Origin of the sequence: Actinoplanes octamycinicus, assembly GCF_014205225.1 — a bacterium.
In the GTDB taxonomy this organism is placed as follows: domain Bacteria; phylum Actinomycetota; class Actinomycetes; order Mycobacteriales; family Micromonosporaceae; genus Actinoplanes; species Actinoplanes octamycinicus.
Genome location: NZ_JACHNB010000001.1, coordinates 2,994,519 through 3,012,061, shown reverse-complemented (window position 1 = coordinate 3,012,061; position 17,543 = coordinate 2,994,519). Strand labels below are relative to the sequence as shown.

Here is a 17,543-nt window from a genome sequence, read left to right as displayed (position 1 = left end):
AGCCGGGACCCGTGAGCGGTGTGGAGCCGGGACCCGTGACCGGTCCACATGGGCCGATGAGCCCGCGTAAGGGGGACGCCGGGATCGCCGCGCTGGCCGCCCTGGCCTGCGGCGTCATCCTGACCGGCCGGACCGGCGCCACCGTCGGCCCGACCGGGCCCGTCGACTGGATCATGGTGGGGGCGCAGGCGATCCCGCTGATCTGGCGGCGCCGGTCCCCGCTCGTCGTGTTCGCCGCCGTCACCGTGCTGCTCTGGGTCTCGCAAGCGGTCGGCGCCCAGTCCCCGGCCGCGCTGCTGTACCAGCTGATCGCGCTGCACGCGCTGGCCCGGTACCGGTCCTACCGGGTGGCCCTGCCGGCCGTGGCCGTCACCGCCGTCCCGGTGCTCGGCGGGCCGGTGAACTGGACCGCGGTGGCCGTGGTGGGCGCGCTGGTGGTGGCGACCGTGGTGCTCGGGGACAGCCAGCGGACCCGGGCGGCCTACCTGGCCGGGCTCGAGGACCGCGCCCGCCGCCTGGAGGTGGAACGGGACCAGCGGGCCCGGCTCGCGGTCGCCGAGGAACGCGCCCGGATCGCCCGCGAGATGCACGACGTGGTCGCCCACCACATCGCCGTGATGATCGCGTTGTCCGACGGGGCCGCGGCGATCTCGGCGGGCCGCCCGGCCGAGGTGATGGGCCGGGCCTCGGCCACCGGCCGGCAGGCGCTGGCCGAGATGCGCGGGATGGTCGGCCTGCTGACGCCGGACCGGGCCCCGCAGCCCGGCCTGACCGACATCGACGAGCTCGTCGAGCGGGTCCGGGCCGCCGGCGTCCGGGTCCGGCTCACCCGGGACGGCACGCCCGGGGACTGGGGAGCCGGCGCCGGCCTGGCCGTCTACCGGATCCTGCAGGAGGCCCTGACCAACACGCTCAAGCACGCCGGGCCCACGGCCAGCGCCGAGGTGGTGGTGCGCTACCACCCGGCGGGCGCCGAGATCACGGTGCTGGACGACGGCGCCGGGCGGGCCAGCGCGGACGAGGGTCACGGGCTGGCCGGGATGCGGGAACGGGCCCTGCCCTACGACGGCCGGGTCGAGTCCGGACCCCGGCCGGGCGCCGGCTGGCGGGTGCACGCGTCGCTGCGGTTCCCGGCGGTGACCGGATGAGAGTGCTGCTCGCCGACGACCAGCCGCTGCTCTCCCTGGGCCTGCGGCTGGTGCTGGAGGCGCAGCCGGACATCACCGTGGTCGGCGAGGCGGGCGACGGGGCGCAGGCGGTCCGGATGACCCGGGCGCTCACGCCGGACGTGGTGCTGATGGACGTACGGATGCCGGTCCTCGATGGGATCGAGGCGACCCGGACCATCGTCGCGGCCGGAAGCCCGGCGCGCATCCTGGTGTTGACCACCTTCGACCTGGACGAGTACGTCTATGCCGCGCTCCGTGCCGGAGCCAGCGGCTTCCTGCTCAAGGACGTGCCACCGGCCGACCTGGTCAGCGCGATCCACGCGGTGGCCGGCGGGCACGCGGTGGTCGCGCCCGCGGTCACCCGGCGGCTGCTGGACCGGTTCCTGCCGCACCTGCCGGCCCCCGGGCAGCGGCCGGACGACCGGCTGGACCGGCTCACCGAGCGGGAACGCGAGGTCCTCGTCCTGGTCGGCCGGGGCCGGTCGAACGGGGAGATCGCCGCCGGCCTGCACGTCTCCGAGGCGACCGTGAAGGCGCACGTCGGGCGACTGCTCGGCAAGCTGGAGCTGCGCGACCGGGTGCAGATCGTCGTTTACGCCCACGAGCGGCGGCTGGTCTAGCCGATCGCGATGTCGTCCACGTTGACGTTGACCGCGATGACCCGCAGGCCGTAGCTCTGCACCGCCTCGGTCACCGTGGTCTGCACCGCGCCGGTCACCTCGGCGACCACCGTGCCGGCGGCCAGCACGACCACGATGTTGACGGTCACCGTGCCGTCCTTGACCTGGGCCGACACGCCGCGGGTGGCGTCGCCGACGGTGTCCAGGCCGACCTTGTCGAGCACGCTGTTGAAGAACCGGGCGACGTCGCCACCCAGATCCGCGACACCGGGGACGGCGCGCGCCGCCGCGGCGGCGATCTTCTCCACCACCTCGCTGGAGACGGTGGTGCTGCCGTTCGCCGTGGTACCGCCCGTGGGCTCGGTCATGACCCTGATCTCCGCTCTCGACGCGTCTGCCCGGGGAGCGTACTGAAGATCCGCCGCGGCCCGCCAGACCCCCGTGAATTGTCCGCAGTGGAACACCGGATAACGCACCGTCCACGGTGTCCCGAATGCGGAAAACCGCGTTTCCGCGATCCGCCGAAACGGATTCGCCACATGACCTCTACCAGCTAAAACGTTGGCACATCGGGCTTCGGCAAAGGCCGGTAACGTAATTTTCACAGCTTCGGGAGGCGTCATGGAGAATGACCACTACGGCGATGAGCTGACCCTCCGGTTGTCCGGCATCGCCGACACCACCGCGCTCGACGACGACCACGCGCTGACCACCTTCATGCGGGACCTGGTCGCCCGGATCGGGATGACCGTGATCGCCGGCCCGATGGTGGCCACCGAGGGCGGCCCGCCGGAGAAAGCCGGCAAGTCCGCCGTGGTGATCCTGGCCGAGTCGCACGCCGCCATCCACACCTACCCGCACCTGCGCGAGATCTTCGTGAACGTCTTCTCCTGCAAGCCGTTCCGCGAGGCCGACGTGCTCGCCGAGTTCCGCCGGCTGGTCGGCGACTACGAGATCACCGAGCACACCCTGCGCCGGCGGGGCGAGGAGTGGCCGCGCGACCTGACCGCCGCCGAGCGACTCTGGAGCGGCCGCCGGGCGTCCGCCTGACCCGGCACTATCGTCGGTCCCATGACTGACAACGTGCGTCTCAGCGCCGGCGACGCCGCGCCCGACTTCACCCTCACCACCGACACCGGCGAGAGCCTCTCGCTCAAGGACCTGCGCGGGCGCAAGGTCGTGCTCTACGCGTACCCGGCCGCGATGACGCCCGGCTGCACCAAGCAGGCCTGTGACTTCCGCGACTCGCTCGCCTCGCTGCAGGCGGCGGGCTACGAGGTGGTCGGCATCTCGCCCGACAAACCGGCGAAACTGGCCACGTTCCGGGAGCGCGACGCGATCACCTTCCCGCTGGTCAGCGACCCGGACAAGAGTGTGCTGACCGCCTACGGCGCGTTCGGCGAGAAGCAGCTCTACGGCAAGACGGTCACCGGCGTGATCCGCTCCACCTTCGTCATCGACGAGACCGGGGCGATCGAGCGCGCCCTCTACAACGTCAAGGCCACCGGCCACGTCGCCAAGCTGCGCCGCGACCTCGGCCTGGACTGATCGTTCCCGCCGGGAAGCGTCCGAAATCCGGGAAAGTCCGCAAGTCCGGCCTTCGCCCGCCGATCAGAGGGACAACCCACCCGGCGCGGGGTGCCCGGACTCACGGCGGCCGTCATGCGGTACCAACCCGCAAGGCGGCCGCCGTGCACGCCCTCCGGCCCACCCGTGCCGCGCGCTTCCCCGGCCGATCTCAAGATCAAGAGCTTGCTGACTCGGATCCGCGCTGATCACTGATCGTCGCTCCCGCCAGGGACCCTTCCGGGCCGGGCAGGCCGCTGGCGCGGCCAGAACGCCCGCCCCTCCAGGGCGACGCCCGCGGGTGGCCACGATCGCCAACCCCAACCCCGTCGTCGTCCCGCCACCGGCCACTCACGCGACGCCGACCGCAGCCCCGGACCGCGACGCACCTCCCAGTCCCCCGGCTCATGGTGGCTACCTGACAGGTGGAACCGAGGAGCCATGAACAGCGGCGACCGTTTAGACTCCACCCAACGCTTGTGCTCTTGATGGGCGAAACGGGCGGGAGTGGCGAAATTGGCAGCCGCGCGGGTTTTAGGTGCCCGTGCCCGAGAGGGCGTGAGGGTTCGAGTCCCTTCTCCCGCACAACTGTTCCGGCGGATCTCGTCCGCGTATTCCGGCGGATCTCGCCCGCGTACTCCGGCGGATCTCGCCGGCGACCGGCCGGACACTGGCCCGATCGCCGCGAGCCGGCGACGGCAGCGGATCCGCGCAGTCCTGCGGCGCAGCGCATCCCACCGAGCATTCACACGGAACAATGTGCTGATGACCGGCTGGCTCGGGCGGGTTTTCCACAGGTTGTGCACAAGGCTGGCAACGGTGCCCGGGTTCGATCTCGGGTTCTGACGCGTGGCCGCCAACCGCGCGTCGCCCGGGAGGGCTGGGGTTCTGGGGCCGGCGGTCCTGGCCACCCGCGGGCGTCGTCATGGAGGGCCGGGGTTCCGGGGTTGGCGGTCGTGGCCACCCGCGGGCGTCGCCCGGGAGGGCCGGGGTTCCGGGGTCGGCGGTCCTGGCCACCCGCGGGCGTCGTCATGGAGGGCCGGGGTTCCGGGGTTGGCGGTCCTGGCCACCCGCGGGCGTCGCCCTGGAGGGCCGGGCGTTCTGGACGCGTAGCGGCCAGCCCGGCCCGGAAGGGTCCCTGGCGGGAGCGACGATCAGTGATCAGCGCGGACCCGAGTCAGCAAGCTCTTGATCTTTGGTCTTCGGGTGGATCGCTCGACGTGGGCGATCCGGGCGGCGCGCGAGGGCAGAAGGCAGCCCCGCCGGTGCGGTGGCGGGGCTGCCTTCTGGGGGACCGGGGAAAGCCGCGCGGTCCGGGGATGGGTGCGGCCGGTCGAGATCAGGACGGGGACGAGGGCGGGACGGGGACGGGTAGGGGACGGGGTCAGTCGCAGGTGGTTTCGCCGGCGGCCAGGGCTACCAGGGCGTCCTCGGTGGTGCTCGGGGCCGGGGCGGCCGACGCGGGCAGCGGGGCCACCGAGGACGCCGGGGACGGGGGCGCGGAGGCGGACGTGGACGGGGTGGCGGGGGACGACTTCTTCGCGGCGGGGGTGGGCGACGTCTTGGTGGGGGTGGCCTTCTCGACGACCTTGGTGGAGCCGCCGGCGAACGTCTGCGACGTCTTCTGGACCGCGCCCGGGTCCATGTCGATGCCGGCGACCGTGGTGCTGTTGCCGTAGACGTCAGTGATCTTGATTTTGTACGGGCCGGCGCCGGCGCCCCCGTCGATCAGCCAGTAGTTGTAGTCGGTGCGGTCGGCCCGCTGGAAACTGCCGCCGGGGCCGGCCACCTGGACCGAGGAGAGCAGGTTGCCGTGGTTGTCGATCCGGGCGGCGAACCAGAAGCGGGAGGCGCCTTCCTTGATCCGGACGGTGATCGGCCCGGGCGTCGACGGGTTGGTGACCAGCTTGTACTTGATCGGGATGATCCCGTCGACCTCGGCGCCGATCTTCTTGAACGCGGTGCGGCTCAGGTCCAGGTGGCCGGCCGGGCACTCCGGGCAGGAGTCGAAGACCTTGACCCGGACCTTGCCCTTGGGGCCGGTCACGTCCAGGTAGGCGCCGCAGGACGCGCCCTCGGCGTACTGCTCCGGGCCGAGCGCCACGTAGAGGTCGTCGGCCGGCACCTCGAACGAGCAGTTGCCGGACGTGCCGCCCAGGTCGTAGAAGGTGGCCTTGCCGGTCTTGACGCTGGTGCTCGGCGGCGCGGCGCAGGCCGACCCGCCGGTCTGCAGCAGCAGCGCCACGCCGATGAGACCGGCGAGAGCCGCGGCGCCGCCGGCGGCGAGCCATCGGGTCGGGAACGGGCGTCGATGAGCACTCACGCTCAGCGATACTGCTTCGGCCGGACGCCGCGGGCAAATCTTCTAAGACACTCCTAAGGCAGGTGTACCGCTAATGAGTGCCTCGTCACTCCAGCGGTGTCACCGTGTCGCCGAGCCGCAACACTCCGGTGTCCCCGGCCGCCAGGTCCGGGATCAGGTTCACCGCGAACATCAGCCCGCCGTCGATCCGCCGGTGCCGGCCGAGCACGTGCAGCGGCTGCCGCCCGGCCTCCCCGGTCTCCTGGTCGATCGTGGTGACCCGGCAGCGCGCGCAGTGCTTCGCCACCCGGAAGACCATCTCGCCGATCCGCAGCCGCCGGCCCAGCCAGCCGTCCTCGGCCCAGGCCGGCGCGCCCTCGACCACCAGGTTCGGCCGGAAGCGGTGGATCGGGACGGGCTCGTCGCCGGTCTCCGCCAGCCAGTCGTTGACCGCGTCCAGGGAGGCGGCGTTGGCCAGCAGCACCGGGTAGCCGTCGGCCAGGCTGACCCGGTCGCCGGGCAGCGCCAGTTCCTCGATCGTCCGGCCGGTCGGGTCGGCCTGCCAGACCAGCCGGGCGTCCCGGCCGAGGAACTCCCGGCACCACGCGCTGCCGGCCTCGCTGAGCCGGGCCGGGACCTCGGGTTTGTTGCGGAAGACGTGCACACCCACCTTCGGCCCGTGGGCCGGCTCGTCCACGTCCAGGTCGGGCCGGCCGGCCGCGGTGAGCCGGAGACCGCCGGGGCGCGGGTGGACGGTGAGCTGGGTGAGCACCGCGGTGTCCCGCTGGGTGATGCCGACGCCGTCCGGGTCGATCATCATCCAGCGGCGGTCGCCGGCCAGGCCCCAGGGCTCGACCACGACAGCGTCGTGATCGAGGCGATGGCAGCCCTTGACCGGGTGGGTGTGCAGCTCAGCGATCCGCATGCGTCCCACGATGTCATGCCTGAAACGATCGATGTCATGCTGCTCCTGCTGGACCTCGACAACACGCTGATCGACCGGGACGCCGCGTTCCGCGACGCGGCGCGGGGGTTTCTCACCGCTCACCGGCTACCGGCCGCCGACCTCGGCTGGCTGATGGCCACCGACGCCAGCGGCTACCGGCCCCGGGCGAAGGTGGCCGCCGCGCTGGCCGGGCGGTACCCGGGCGTGGTGTCCCCGGAGGACGTCTGGTCCTTTCTGGACAACGGGGCCGCGGACCGGGTGCGGCTCACCGAGGACACCCGGCTCGCCCTGGACGAGGCCGGCGCGGCCGGCTGGACCCGGGTGATCGTCACCAACGGCCGGGTCGGCCAGCAGACCAAGAAGATCCACACCTGTGGGCTGGACCGGCTGGTCGACGGATGGGTGATCTCCGAGGCGGTCGGGCACAAGAAGCCGGCCCCGGAGATCTTCCACGCCGCCGCGGCGGTGGCCGGGCGGCAGCTGTCGGCCGCCTGGATGATCGGGGACTCGGCGCCGGCCGACGTGGGCGGGGCGCACGCCCTCGGACTGCCGACGGTGTGGATCTCGGCGGGGCGAGAGTGGGCGGAGCCGGCGTACCGGCCGACGCACATCGCGGCGGACGTGGCGGCCGGCATCCGGCACGCTCTTTCCGGTAGAACCGATGCACGCGTCTAGCGGTGTGAAATTCGCCATGCATACGCTGAGCCGGTGACTGGGGAGCGGGTGCTCGACCTGTTTCAGGGGGCGCGCCTGACGCCGACACAGCGGCGGATCGCGCAGATTCTGGTGGAGCACTCCGGCAAGGCGGCGTACCTGTCGGCGGCCGAGGTGGCCGGGCTGGCCGGGGTGAGCCAGCCGTCGGTGACCCGGTTCGCGATGGCGCTGGGCTACCGGGGCTATCCGGCGTTGCGGCGGGAGCTGCGGGCGGTCACGTCCGGGGCGCCGAGCGAGCCGGCCGGGCGGAACGGGATGCAGCGCGCGGTGCTCGCCGAGGCGGACCATCTGCGGCGGGTGGCGGACGATCTGGGGCGGCTGGAGGACGTACGGAAAGCGGCGGCGATCCTGGCCGGCAGCCGCCCGTTACCGGTCCTCGGTCTGCGCGCGGCCGGGCCGCTCGCCGGGTATTTCGGGTACTTCGCGGCGAAGGTCTTCCCGGACGTGCGGGTGCTCGACTGCGGTGGGACCGGCCTGCTGGACCGGCTGGACCAGGCACGCGCGGCCGGAGCCACGGCGCTGCTGGCGATGGTGCTGCCGCGCTACCCACGGGAAGCGGTCGCGGCGATCCGGGAGGCGCGGGCGGCCGGGTTCGCGGTGGTGGCGATCACCGACTCGGCGGTCAGCCCGATCACCGAGCTGGCCGAGGTGGTGCTGCCCGCGGCGGTCGGCACCCACCTGGTCTTCGACCTGCACACCGGCCCGATGGCGATGGCCATGGTGCTGCTCGAGGCGATGTGCGACACCGCACCGGAGCCGGTGCACCGGCGGCTGGAGGAGTTCGAGGCAGCGGCCTCACGGCGCGGGCTGTTCGTGGCCTGACGCCACCCGGTAGCGGCGCAGCTCCGGCGCAGTCCGGAGGATCACCACGACAGTCACGACGGTGAGCAGGCCACCGGCGCCGATCGTCAGGCGCGGGCCGGCCAGCGCGCCGATCGAGCCGTGCAGCAGGTTCGCCAGTTGCGGGCCGCCGAACAGCACGACGGTGAGGGCACCCTGGATCCGGCCGCGCATCGCGTCGTCGGTGTGCGCCTGCGAGACGGCATTGCGGAAGGTGCTCAGCACGAAGTTGACCGCGCCGCCGAGGGCCAGCACCGGCAGCGCCGCCCACAGTCGGATGGTGAGGCTGAACAGCACCACGGTGGCGCCCCAGGCGAGGGCGGCGCCGGCCATCATCAGGCCGTGCCGACGGGCCCGGGTGAACAGGCCGGAGCCGAGACCGGCCAGGATCACGCCGGCCGGGTAGGCGGCGTAGAGCAGACCCACCGACGACTCGCCGAACACCCGCGCGGCCAACTCCGGGTAGAGCGCCGACGGCATCCCGAAGACCATCGCGGCCAGGTCGACGCCGAGCACCGCGACCAGCATCCGGCTACCGGTTAGGTAGCGGAAGCCGGCGACCAGCTGCCGGCCGATCGAGCCGGCCGGCGGGGCCCCGGTGGGCGGGAGGGCCGGCAGGCGGTGCACGGCGCGCAGCACGACCAGCAAGGCCAGCGCGTCGCAGAGATAGAGCGTCGGCAGCCCGGCCACCGAGATCAGCAGACCGGCCAGGGCCGGACCGAGGATCGAGCCGGTGTAGCGGACCAGCGAGTTCAGGCTGTTTGCGGCGGCCAACAAATGCTCCGGGACCAGCCGGGGCAGGACCGCGCCGGAGGTGGCGCCGATCGCCCCGAGGCTCAGCCCCTGCCCGGCCACCAGCAGCAGAAGCAGCCCCAGCGGAGCGTCCCCGAGGGCGGCCTGCGCCCACAGCGCCAGGTAGACCACGGCCAGCCCGGACTGGGCGGCCAGCAGCACCCGGCGGCGGTCCCGGGAGTCGGCCAGCGCCCCGGCGGCCAGCGCCGAGCCGGCCAGGGCCACGAACGACACCACGGCGGCCGCGCCGACCGCGGCCGAGGACCCAGTGCTCGCGTAGAGCTGCACCGGGACCGCGACCACGCTGAACGAGCCGCCGACCGCGGCCACCAGCGAGGCGGCCCACATCCGGCGATAGGCCGGGACGGCCAGCGGCCGCAGGTCGGTCAGCGCCCGCCTCAGCGGGGCAACTCCTTGGCGATCACCTTGGCCAGCTCGCGGAACGCCTTGCCGCGGTGGCTGATCGCGTCCTTCTCGGCCGGGCTCAGCTCGGCGTTGGTGCGGTCCTGGCCGTCGCCGACGAAGATCGGGTCGTAGCCGAAGCCGCCGTCGCCGCGCCGGGCGCGCAGCAGCCGGCCGGTCTGGCGGCCCTCGACCAGGTGCTCCCGCCCGTTCGGCAGGACCAGGGCGGCGGCGCAGACGAACGCGGCGCCGCGGTGCTCGTCGCCGACGTCGCCGATCTGGGCCAGCACCAGGTCCAGGTTGGCCGCGTCGTCGCCGTGCGCGCCGGACCAGCGGGCGCTGAACACGCCGGGCATGCCGTTGAGCGCGGTGACCGCCAGCCCGGAGTCGTCGGCGACGGTCGGCAGGCCGGTGCGCTTGGCGCCCTCCCGGGCCTTGATCAGCGCGTTCTCCCCGAAGGTGAGACCGGTCTCCGGGACGTCCGGGTAGCCCGGGAAGTCGCCCAGGCCGGCCAGCTCGATCTGGTGCATGCCGAGCGCGGCGTCCAGGATGCGCTGCAGCTCGACGAGCTTCTTCTGGTTCGCCGTGGCGAGCAGCAGGCGGGCGCTCACTGGGCCAGCGCCTTCTGCTGCGCGACCGCCAGCTCGGCGCACCCGCGCAGGCCCAGGTCGAGCATGGCGTCCAGCTGGGCGCGCTTGAACACGCCGTTCTCCCCGGTGCCCTGCACCTCGACGAAGTCGCCGGCGCCGGTGCACACCACGTTCATGTCGACTTCGGCGGCGACATCCTCCTCGTACGGCAGGTCGAGCCGTGCCTCGCCGTCGATGATCCCGACGCTGACCGCCTGGATCGAGGTGTGCAGCACCTTGTCGATCTTGCCGGCCAGCGCCTTGCGGCCGGCCAGCCAGCTGACCGCGTCGTGCAGCGCGACGTAGGCGCCGGTGATCGCGGCGGTCCGGGTGCCGCCGTCGGCCTGCAGCACGTCGCAGTCGAGGACGATCGAGTTCTCCCCGAGCGCCTTGAGGTCGATGCAGGCGCGCAGGCTGCGGCCGATCAGCCGGGAGATCTCCTGGGTCCGCCCGCCGACCTTGCCCTTCACGCTCTCCCGGTCACCGCGGGTGTTGGTGGCGCGGGGCAGCATCGCGTACTCCGCGGTGAGCCAGCCCAGGCCGGAGCCCTTGCGCCAGCGGGGCACCCCCTCGGTGACACTGGCGGTGCAGAGCACTCGGGTGTTGCCGAACTCCACCAGCACCGAACCTTCGGGATGGATGCTCCAACGCCGGGTCAGGGTCACCGGTCGCAACTGGTCGGCCGAACGGCCGTCGGGACGCGCCATGACCACAACCCTATGCGTAGCGGGGTGCGCCGGCTTCGTCCGCCCCGGGCTCGCGCACCAGGCGGGGCCGCGGGACCGCCGGCCGGATCAGCGTGGGCGCGGCCACCGGCTCCTCGGCCGGCTCCACGTCGTGCGCCTGCAGGAACCCGGCCACCGACCGGGACCAGCCGAACTGCTCGGCGCGGGCGCGGGCGGTGGCCCGGCGCTCGTCGCGGGGCCGGGCCATCAGCTGAGAGACGCCGTCGGCGAACGCGTCCGCGGTGCCGGCCACCGCGACCCCGGCCTCGCCGATCACCTCGGGCAGCGCGCTCTGCTCGTCGACCACCACCGGGGTGCCGCAGGCCAGCGCCTCCAGCGCGGAGAGCCCGAAGGTCTCCACCGGGCCGGGCGCGACCACCACGTCGGCCGAGGCGAGCAGCGCGGCGACCGCCTTGCGGTCGGCGATGTGCCCGGCGAACCGGACCGGCAGCCGGGCGGCCCGGTACGCCAGCGCGGCCCGCCGGGTGCCGTCGCCGGCCACCACCAGCACGGCCGGCACCTTGCCGTTGCGCAGCGCGGCCACCGTGTCCACGGCCAGCTCCGGCCGTTTCGCCGCGGAGAGCCGGCTAGCGTAGACGATCAGCAGTTCCTCCGGCCGGGCGTAGCGGGAGCGGACCGCGATGTCGAGCCGGCTCGGGTGGAACATGTCCAGGTCGACGCCGAGCGGCACCTCGACCAGGTTCGGCACGCCCAGCCGGCGGAACTCGGCGGCGGCGAACGCGGTGGTGCAGACGATCGTGTCGAAGGCCTCGGCGGTACGCCGGTTCAGCCGGTCGGCGAGGGCGTCCCGTTTCGGCATGCCCCAGACGCCGAGCAGGCCGGCCAGGCTCTCGTGGGAGACCATCATCGACCGGACCCCGCGCTGCCGGGCCCAGGTGCCGGTCCAGCGCAGCGTGGTGCGGTCGGAGACCTCGATCCGGTCCGGCTTCAGGCTGTCCAGCAGCTTGGTCAGCTCACGCCGGCCGGCCAGCACGCGGTGCCCGCCGGTCCGCGGGATGGGCGCGCTGGGCAGGGTGATCACCCGGCCCTGGCGCAGCTGCCGGTCCTTGAACTGCCGGCCGGGGACGATCAGCACGGCCTCGTGACCGGCCCGCTGGTAACCCTTGCCGAGCTCACGCAGGGTGGTCCGCAGGCCCCCGGTGTGAACCGTGACGAAGTTGGCCAGGCGGACTATGCGCATGCAACAACTCCAAGATCACGACACGTGGCGCACCGGTGTAAGCCGATCCCACCCCGTACCGGCTCAGAGATCGTATCTGGCCCCTGGGCGGACCACTTCGACCGGTCCCGCGTACGCGGCGCCGGCCGCCTCCACGATAGAGGCCTCGCTCGCCCACGCCGGGACGAGATGGGTCAGCAGCAGCTTCGCCACGTCCGCCTTGGTGGCCGCCTCGCCCGCCTCGCCGCCGGTCAGGTGCAGGTCAGGCGGGTTCGGCACGCCGTCCATGTAACTCGCCTCGCAGAGGAACAGGTCGGCGCCGGCGGCCAGCCGCAGCAGCGCCTCGCAGGGCGCGGTGTCCGAGGAGTAGGCGATCGCCTTGCCGTTGTGCTCGATCCGCACGCCGTAGGTCTCCACCGGGTGGTTGACCCGGTCGACGGTGACCGTGAACGGGCCGATCGGGAAGGTGCCCGGCTGCAGACCGTAGAACGTGTACACGTCGTCGACCGGCTCGCCCTCGGCGCTGTAGGCCGCGGCGATCCGCTCGGCGGCGCCCAGCGGCGCGTAGACCGGCAGCGGCGGCAGCGGGCCGGCCGGGTCGTAGCGCCGGACCACGACGTAGGTGCACGCGTCCAGCATGTGGTCGCAGTGCAGGTGGGTGAGCAGCATGGCGTCGACCGCCCGCATGTCCGAGTAGCGCTGCAGCGCGGAGAGCGCTCCCGACCCGAAGTCGATCAGCAGCCGGAATCCCTCGGCTTCCACGAGATAGGCCGAACAAGCCGACTCGGGGCCGGGGAAACTGCCGGCACAACCGAGAACGGTTAGTCGCATGCGGGTCCCTCTGACTCACACTGGGTCGGCCACTTCCGAGTCGACCACATCTGGGTCGTCCACGCCCCGCCCGACCGGTCCGCGCTGGACTTGTCAGACCAGTCAATCACGGAGCGAAGCGTACGCCGTGACCACTGCCTGACGTAAACAACTGATCGATTTGTCGCTAAATCGACAACGCACATCACAGCCCCTGTGACCTCGGTCGTCACCATTTCCACCGTCACGTCCGGTAAGCCCTTTGCGTTGCTCTCAGTGAGCACGTGAAAACGATCTGATGGAGGCGACGTGACCGCGGTCGAGCCGGCCCGCATCTCCCGCACCGCGTTACCCGAAATCGTGCCGTTCGAACCGTCCTGGGATCCGGAACCGCCGATTTTCCGATTCCCCGCCGAGGACGACGAAGCGCCCGCGTCGACGCGGGTGCTGGCGATGGCGGGGTATTCCGCGATGCTCGGCCTGACCGGGGTCGGGGTCGGCCTCTACGCGCTGCTGGCCGTCCTGCGCGGGGCGCCCGGCTGGTACCTGCCGGCACTGGCGATGCTGACCATGTTCAGTGTGGGGCTGGCGGTCGGCGCGTTCCTCTCCGTCCACCAGCGCACGCTGCCGTGGATCCTGCTGCTGGCAGCCGCGCCCCCGATGCTGGGAGCGCTGCTGCTCGCGGTGGCCTTTTAGGATCCCTTTTCCGGTACGCCGGAAGCGCGCGCCCCGCGGCGCGCGCCCCGTCACGCCCAGAGCTGACCCTCGAGGGCCTCTTCCGCGTCGTTCAGAGTGCCGCCGTAAGCGCCGGTCGACAGGTATTTCCAGCCGCCGTCGGCGATCACGAAGGCCACGTCGGCGCGCTTGCCGGCCTTGACCGCCTCGTGCGCCACGGCCAGCGCGGCGTGCAGGATCGCGCCGCTGGAGAAGCCGGCGAAGATGCCCTCGACCTCGACCAGCTGACGGGTCCGCAGCACCGCGTCCCGGGTGCCGACCGAGAACCGGCGGGTCAGCACGCTGGCGTCGTACAGCTCCGGGACGTAGCCCTCGTCGATGTTGCGCAGGCCGTAGACCAGCTCGCCGTACCGCGGCTCGGCGGCGATGATCTGGATGCCCTCGACCTTCTCCTTGAGGAACCGGCCGGTGCCCATCAGGGTGCCGGTGGTGCCCAGGCCGGCCACGAAGTGCGTGATCGTGGGCAGGTCGTGCAGCAGCTCCGGGCCGGTGGTCTCGAAGTGCGCGCGGGCGTTCGCCGGGTTGCCGTACTGAAAGAGCATCTTCCAGTCGGGGTGCTCGGCGGCGATCTGCTTGGCGGTGGCCACCGCCTGGTTCGACCCACCGGCGGCCGGCGAGAAGATGATCTCAGCGCCGTACATCCGGAGGAGCTGGACGCGCTCGGCCGACACATTCTCCGGCATCACGCAGACCAGCCGGTAACCCCGCAGCTTGGCCACCATGGCCAGGGCGATGCCGGTGTTGCCGCTGGTCGGCTCGAGGATGGTGTCGCCCGGGCGGAGATGCCCGGACTCCTCGGCCTCGCGCACCATGAAGAGCGCGGCACGGTCCTTGATGCTGCCGGTCGGGTTGCGGTCCTCCAGCTTGGCCCAGAGCCGCACCGGTGGCGCCCCCTCGGGCACCACCGGGGAGAGGCGGGGCAGGCCGACGAGCGGCGTGCCCCCGCACGCGTCCAGCAGGCTCTCGTAGCGAGCCATCCTTTTTAGCGCCCGAAGAAGGCGGCGGCCGCGGCGAAGCCGAGGGCGCCACCGGCCACGGCCGGGAGGATGGTGATCGAGTCGCCGTCGTTCAGCTTCGCGTCGAGCGCGCCGAGGAACCGGACGTCCTCGTCGTTGACGTAGATGTTGACGAAGCGGTGCAGGCCACCCTCGGGGGTGATCAGCCGGCCCTTGATGCCGCTGTGCTTGGCGTCCAGGTCGTCGATCAGCGCGGAGAGGTTGTCACCGGCACCCTCGACGACCTTGGAGCCGCCGGTGTAGGTGCGCAGGATGGTGGGGACGCGGACTTCGATAGCCATGATTGTCATGCTCCTCAGGAATGTGCGGGCAGGGTTGGTCGTCGGGTCGCGGGAACTAGCGACAGCGACACTCGTAGACGACCGACACCGGGCTCTGCCCGAACATGTACGACTGCACGGCACTCACCTTCACGACTTCACCGTCGCATCCACGATGTTGACCTCTTCCTCGGTCACCACACCGTCCACGATACGGAACGAGCGGATCTCCTCGGAATCGGGCTCACGGGTCGAGACGAGCAGGTAGTGCGCGCCCGGCTCACCGGCGAAGGAGATGTCCGTCCGGGACGGGTACGCCTCGGTCGCGGTGTGCGAGTGGTAGATGACCACCGGCTCCTCGTCGTTGTCGTCCATCTCGCGCCACACCCGCAGGTGCTCCATCGAGTCGAACTCGTAGAACGTCATCGACCGCGCGGCGTTGTCCATCGGGATGTGCCGGGTCGGCACGTCGCTGCCGATCGGGCCGGCAACCACACCGCACGCCTCGTCCGGGTGGTCCCGGCGGGCGTGGGCGACGATCGCACGCACGATCGAACTGTCGATGGTCAGCACGGCGTTCACATTACCGAAGTATTTCGCCGCTCCGCGCGTGGCGAGGCACACACTCCCGGTCGCTACTTGATCTCCGGCAGCGCGTTGAGCAGCGACTCCTGGAGGTATCCCAGATAGGCGTAGACGGAGAGCTGGAACACCCGGCTGGACCCGGGATCGGCCAGCACCGCCTCGTCCAGCTCCTCGGCCAGATCGGTGTCCGCCTGGATGTCCAGGCGGGTGCCCATCGCCAGCCGGGCGTCGTTGATCGCCCGCAGCCAGGCCTCGGCCGCCTCGCCGTCCAGGCGAACCTCGCCCTCCCCCTCGTCCGGGAGCGCGGCCAGGATCGCCCCGGCCTGGTCGATCTTGGCGGTCTTCAGGTCGCCCTCGGTGTAGAGCCGGAACTCGCTCGAGTCGTCCGGCCGGTCCGGATAGATGTCCGGAAAGAGTCGGCCGACCACCGGGTCGGTGTGATCCATCCCGTCGGTCAGCAGGCCCACCACCTCGGCGGCCACCTTCCGCAGGACACGCACCTCGTCATGGGCGAACGTGGCCACACACTGACCGCCGCTGCGTCGGAACATGCTCTTCCCCACCCGCTTTGTCAGGCTCGGTCCACAGTTGCCCAGAGACCGTATCCGTGCAGTTGGTTGGCGTCCATCTCCATGCGCTCCCGGGCACCGGTGGAGACCACCGCCTTGCCCTTGGTGTGCACGTCCATCATCAGCCTTTCGGCCTTTTCCTTGCTGAACCCGAAGAGCTTCTGGAAGACCCAGGTCACGTACGACATCAGGTTGACCGGATCGTCCCAGACGATGGTCACCCAAGGCCGGTCCTCGGCCGGTACTTCCTCGATCTCCGGCGTCTCGACGGGAGCAACCTGAGGCAACGCCATGCCCCCCATGGTGCCACCGGTTCGGCCGTACCTGTGAACCGGAGCACCGAACGGCAGGTCGCGGCGCATCCCCGGAGCACGCATTAGGGTAGGTCCCGTGAATACGACGGGGTCGGCGCTGCTGACCGACCACTACGAGCTGACCATGATCAGTGCCGCGCTCAAGGACGGCACCGCGGATCGGCAGTGTGTCTTCGAGGTCTTCGCCCGCCGGCTGCCCACCGGCCGGCGCTACGGCGTGGTGGCCGGCACCGACCGGCTGATCGACCTGATCGCCGGCTTCCGCTTCGACCCCGCCGAGATCGACTTCCTGCGGTCGGCCGGCGTGATCGACGAGCCGACCGCGACCTGGCTGGCCGGCTACCGCTTCACCGGCGAGATCGAGGGGTACGCCGAGGGCGAGCTGTTCTTCCCCGGCTCGCCGATCCTCACCGTCTCCGGCAAGTTCGCCGAGTGCGTGGTGCTGGAGACGCTGATCCTCTCGGTGCTCAACCACGACTGCGCGATCGCGGCCGCCGCCGCCCGGATGGTCACCGCCGCCCGCGGCCGGCCGATCATCGAGATGGGCTCCCGGCGCACCCACGAGCACGCAGCGGTCGCCGCCGCCCGGGCCGCCTACCTGGCCGGTTTCGCCTCCACGTCCAACCTGGCGGCCGGCCGCGCCTACGGCATCCCGACCACCGGCACCTCGGCGCACGCGTTCACCCTGCTGCACGACGACGAGCCGGCCGCGTTCGGCTCCCAGGTGGCGGCGCTCGGCAAGAACACCACGCTGCTCGTCGACACCTACGACATCACCCAGGGCATCCGGAACGCGATCGCGGTGGCCGGCCCCGACCTGCGCGCCGTCCGGATCGACTCCGGCGACCTGTCGGTGCTCGCCCAGCAGTCCCGGGAGCTGCTCGACTCGCTCGGCGCCACCGAGACCAAGATCATTGTCTCCGGCGACATGGACGAGTACTCGATCGCCACCCTGGCCGCCGAGCCGGTCGACATGTACGGCGCCGGCACCGCGGTGGTCACCGGCTCCGGCGCGCCCACCGCCGGCCTGGTCTACAAGCTGGTCGAGGTGGCCGGCCGCCCGGTCGTCAAGCGCTCGGAGAACAAGGCGACGGTCGGCGGCCGGAAGACCGCGGTGCGCCGGCACAAGCCCACCGGCACCGCCACCGAGGAGATCATCGTCTCCCAGGGGGTGCCCGACCACCAGACCAACGACCGGCTGCTGCAGCGCACCTACATCGCCGGCGGGGAGCCGCAGGCCCGGCCCACCCTCCAGGAGTCCCGGGACCACCTCCGCCAGTGCCTCATCTCCATCCCGTGGGAGGGCCTCAAGCTCTCCGCGGGCGACCCGGCCATCCCGGTCGTCATCATCCCCACCGCCTAGGGAGTC

At 72.0% G+C, this 17,543-nt stretch carries 20 protein-coding genes, 1 tRNA gene and 1 pseudogene; 9 read left to right on the top strand and 13 right to left on the bottom strand.

What is annotated here, in order from left to right; translation table 11 throughout:
- Positions 1 to 56: 56 nt before the first annotated feature.
- The gene (locus BJY16_RS13510; protein WP_185039800.1) at positions 57 to 1,148 is read left to right on the top strand and encodes a sensor histidine kinase; all 1,092 of its coding nucleotides are present in this window, start codon (positions 57 to 59) and stop codon (positions 1,146 to 1,148) included.
- On the top strand, positions 1,145 to 1,789 hold the full coding sequence (locus BJY16_RS13505) for a response regulator (protein ID WP_185039799.1): 645 nt from the start codon (positions 1,145 to 1,147) through the stop codon (positions 1,787 to 1,789). Before BJY16_RS13510 ends, BJY16_RS13505 begins: the two co-directional genes overlap by 4 nt.
- On the opposite strand, the gene BJY16_RS13500 is transcribed toward BJY16_RS13505, so the two are convergent.
- Entirely contained in the window at positions 1,786 to 2,157 is a 372-nt protein-coding gene (locus tag BJY16_RS13500) for an Asp23/Gls24 family envelope stress response protein (RefSeq protein WP_185039798.1), read from the bottom strand. The genes BJY16_RS13505 and BJY16_RS13500 overlap by 4 nt on opposite strands.
- A gap of 253 nt (positions 2,158 to 2,410) precedes the next feature.
- Here BJY16_RS13500 and BJY16_RS13495 point away from each other — a divergent pair, with 253 nt between their 5' ends.
- From BJY16_RS13495 to BJY16_RS13485, 3 genes are all read left to right on the top strand, one after another.
- The gene (locus BJY16_RS13495) at positions 2,411 to 2,839 is read left to right on the top strand and encodes an S-adenosylmethionine decarboxylase family protein (RefSeq protein WP_185039797.1); all 429 of its coding nucleotides are present in this window, start codon (positions 2,411 to 2,413) and stop codon (positions 2,837 to 2,839) included.
- A gap of 21 nt (positions 2,840 to 2,860) precedes the next feature.
- Positions 2,861 to 3,337, top strand: coding sequence for a thioredoxin-dependent thiol peroxidase (gene bcp, locus BJY16_RS13490; RefSeq protein WP_185039796.1), 477 nt, complete (start codon positions 2,861 to 2,863; stop codon positions 3,335 to 3,337).
- Positions 3,338 to 3,856: 519 nt separating this feature from the next.
- Positions 3,857 to 3,940: transfer RNA gene (locus BJY16_RS13485), tRNA-Leu, on the top strand.
- A gap of 799 nt (positions 3,941 to 4,739) precedes the next feature.
- Here BJY16_RS13485 and BJY16_RS13480 read toward each other — a convergent pair.
- Both BJY16_RS13480 and BJY16_RS13475 read right to left on the bottom strand, forming a co-directional pair.
- Positions 4,740 to 5,678, bottom strand: a complete 939-nt coding sequence (locus BJY16_RS13480) for an expansin EXLX1 family cellulose-binding protein (protein ID WP_185039795.1) — start codon at positions 5,676 to 5,678, stop codon at positions 4,740 to 4,742.
- 85 nt (positions 5,679 to 5,763) lie between these two features.
- On the bottom strand, positions 5,764 to 6,582 hold the full coding sequence (locus tag BJY16_RS13475) for an MOSC domain-containing protein (RefSeq protein ID WP_185039794.1): 819 nt from the start codon (positions 6,580 to 6,582) through the stop codon (positions 5,764 to 5,766).
- A 36-nt stretch (positions 6,583 to 6,618) separates the two neighbouring features.
- On the opposite strand from BJY16_RS13475, the gene BJY16_RS13470 reads away from it, so the two are divergent.
- Entirely contained in the window at positions 6,619 to 7,278 is a 660-nt protein-coding gene (locus tag BJY16_RS13470; protein WP_203759037.1) for an HAD family hydrolase, read from the top strand.
- Positions 7,279 to 7,311: 33 nt separating this feature from the next.
- Positions 7,312 to 8,139, top strand: a complete 828-nt coding sequence (locus tag BJY16_RS13465) for a MurR/RpiR family transcriptional regulator (protein WP_185039792.1) — start codon at positions 7,312 to 7,314, stop codon at positions 8,137 to 8,139.
- On the opposite strand, the gene BJY16_RS13460 is transcribed toward BJY16_RS13465, so the two are convergent.
- The 5 genes from BJY16_RS13460 to BJY16_RS13440 form a co-directional block, all read right to left on the bottom strand.
- Positions 8,113 to 9,321, bottom strand: coding sequence for an MFS transporter (locus BJY16_RS13460; RefSeq protein WP_311775361.1), 1,209 nt, complete (start codon positions 9,319 to 9,321; stop codon positions 8,113 to 8,115). The two genes, BJY16_RS13465 and BJY16_RS13460, sit on opposite strands and share 27 nt — an antisense overlap.
- A gap of 26 nt (positions 9,322 to 9,347) precedes the next feature.
- Entirely contained in the window at positions 9,348 to 9,962 is a 615-nt protein-coding gene (rdgB, locus tag BJY16_RS13455) for an RdgB/HAM1 family non-canonical purine NTP pyrophosphatase (RefSeq protein WP_185039790.1), read from the bottom strand.
- Positions 9,959 to 10,687 carry a ribonuclease PH gene (gene rph, locus BJY16_RS13450; protein WP_185039789.1) on the bottom strand — a complete coding sequence of 243 codons (729 nt, stop codon included), beginning with the start codon at positions 10,685 to 10,687 and terminating at the stop codon, positions 9,959 to 9,961. Before rph ends, rdgB begins: the two co-directional genes overlap by 4 nt.
- A gap of 10 nt (positions 10,688 to 10,697) precedes the next feature.
- Positions 10,698 to 11,906: a glycosyltransferase gene (locus tag BJY16_RS13445; RefSeq protein ID WP_185039788.1), complete on the bottom strand. Its 1,209-nt coding sequence runs from the start codon at positions 11,904 to 11,906 to the stop codon at positions 10,698 to 10,700.
- Positions 11,907 to 11,969: 63 nt separating this feature from the next.
- Positions 11,970 to 12,716: an MBL fold metallo-hydrolase gene (locus BJY16_RS13440; protein WP_185039787.1), complete on the bottom strand. Its 747-nt coding sequence runs from the start codon at positions 12,714 to 12,716 to the stop codon at positions 11,970 to 11,972.
- A gap of 288 nt (positions 12,717 to 13,004) precedes the next feature.
- Here BJY16_RS13440 and BJY16_RS13435 point away from each other — a divergent pair, with 288 nt between their 5' ends.
- On the top strand, positions 13,005 to 13,391 hold the full coding sequence (locus tag BJY16_RS13435; RefSeq protein WP_185039786.1) for a hypothetical protein: 387 nt from the start codon (positions 13,005 to 13,007) through the stop codon (positions 13,389 to 13,391).
- Between the two features lie 50 nt (positions 13,392 to 13,441).
- On the opposite strand, the gene BJY16_RS13430 is transcribed toward BJY16_RS13435, so the two are convergent.
- The 5 genes and pseudogenes from BJY16_RS13430 to clpS form a co-directional block, all read right to left on the bottom strand.
- Positions 13,442 to 14,407, bottom strand: coding sequence for a PLP-dependent cysteine synthase family protein (locus tag BJY16_RS13430; protein WP_185039785.1), 966 nt, complete (start codon positions 14,405 to 14,407; stop codon positions 13,442 to 13,444).
- Between the two features lie 5 nt (positions 14,408 to 14,412).
- The gene (locus tag BJY16_RS13425) at positions 14,413 to 14,727 is read right to left on the bottom strand and encodes a MoaD/ThiS family protein (protein ID WP_185039784.1); all 315 of its coding nucleotides are present in this window, start codon (positions 14,725 to 14,727) and stop codon (positions 14,413 to 14,415) included.
- A gap of 55 nt (positions 14,728 to 14,782) precedes the next feature.
- Positions 14,783 to 15,279: pseudogene (locus tag BJY16_RS13420) on the bottom strand (M67 family metallopeptidase).
- Between the two features lie 62 nt (positions 15,280 to 15,341).
- A complete protein-coding gene (locus tag BJY16_RS13415) occupies positions 15,342 to 15,842 on the bottom strand; it encodes a DUF2017 domain-containing protein (protein ID WP_185039782.1) in 501 nt (166 codons plus the stop codon).
- A gap of 20 nt (positions 15,843 to 15,862) precedes the next feature.
- Positions 15,863 to 16,153 carry an ATP-dependent Clp protease adapter ClpS gene (gene clpS, locus BJY16_RS13410; RefSeq protein WP_185039781.1) on the bottom strand — a complete coding sequence of 97 codons (291 nt, stop codon included), beginning with the start codon at positions 16,151 to 16,153 and terminating at the stop codon, positions 15,863 to 15,865.
- 97 nt (positions 16,154 to 16,250) lie between these two features.
- On the opposite strand from clpS, the gene BJY16_RS13405 reads away from it, so the two are divergent.
- Positions 16,251 to 17,537, top strand: a complete 1,287-nt coding sequence (locus BJY16_RS13405; RefSeq protein WP_185039780.1) for a nicotinate phosphoribosyltransferase — start codon at positions 16,251 to 16,253, stop codon at positions 17,535 to 17,537.
- Positions 17,538 to 17,543 lie beyond the last annotated feature (6 nt).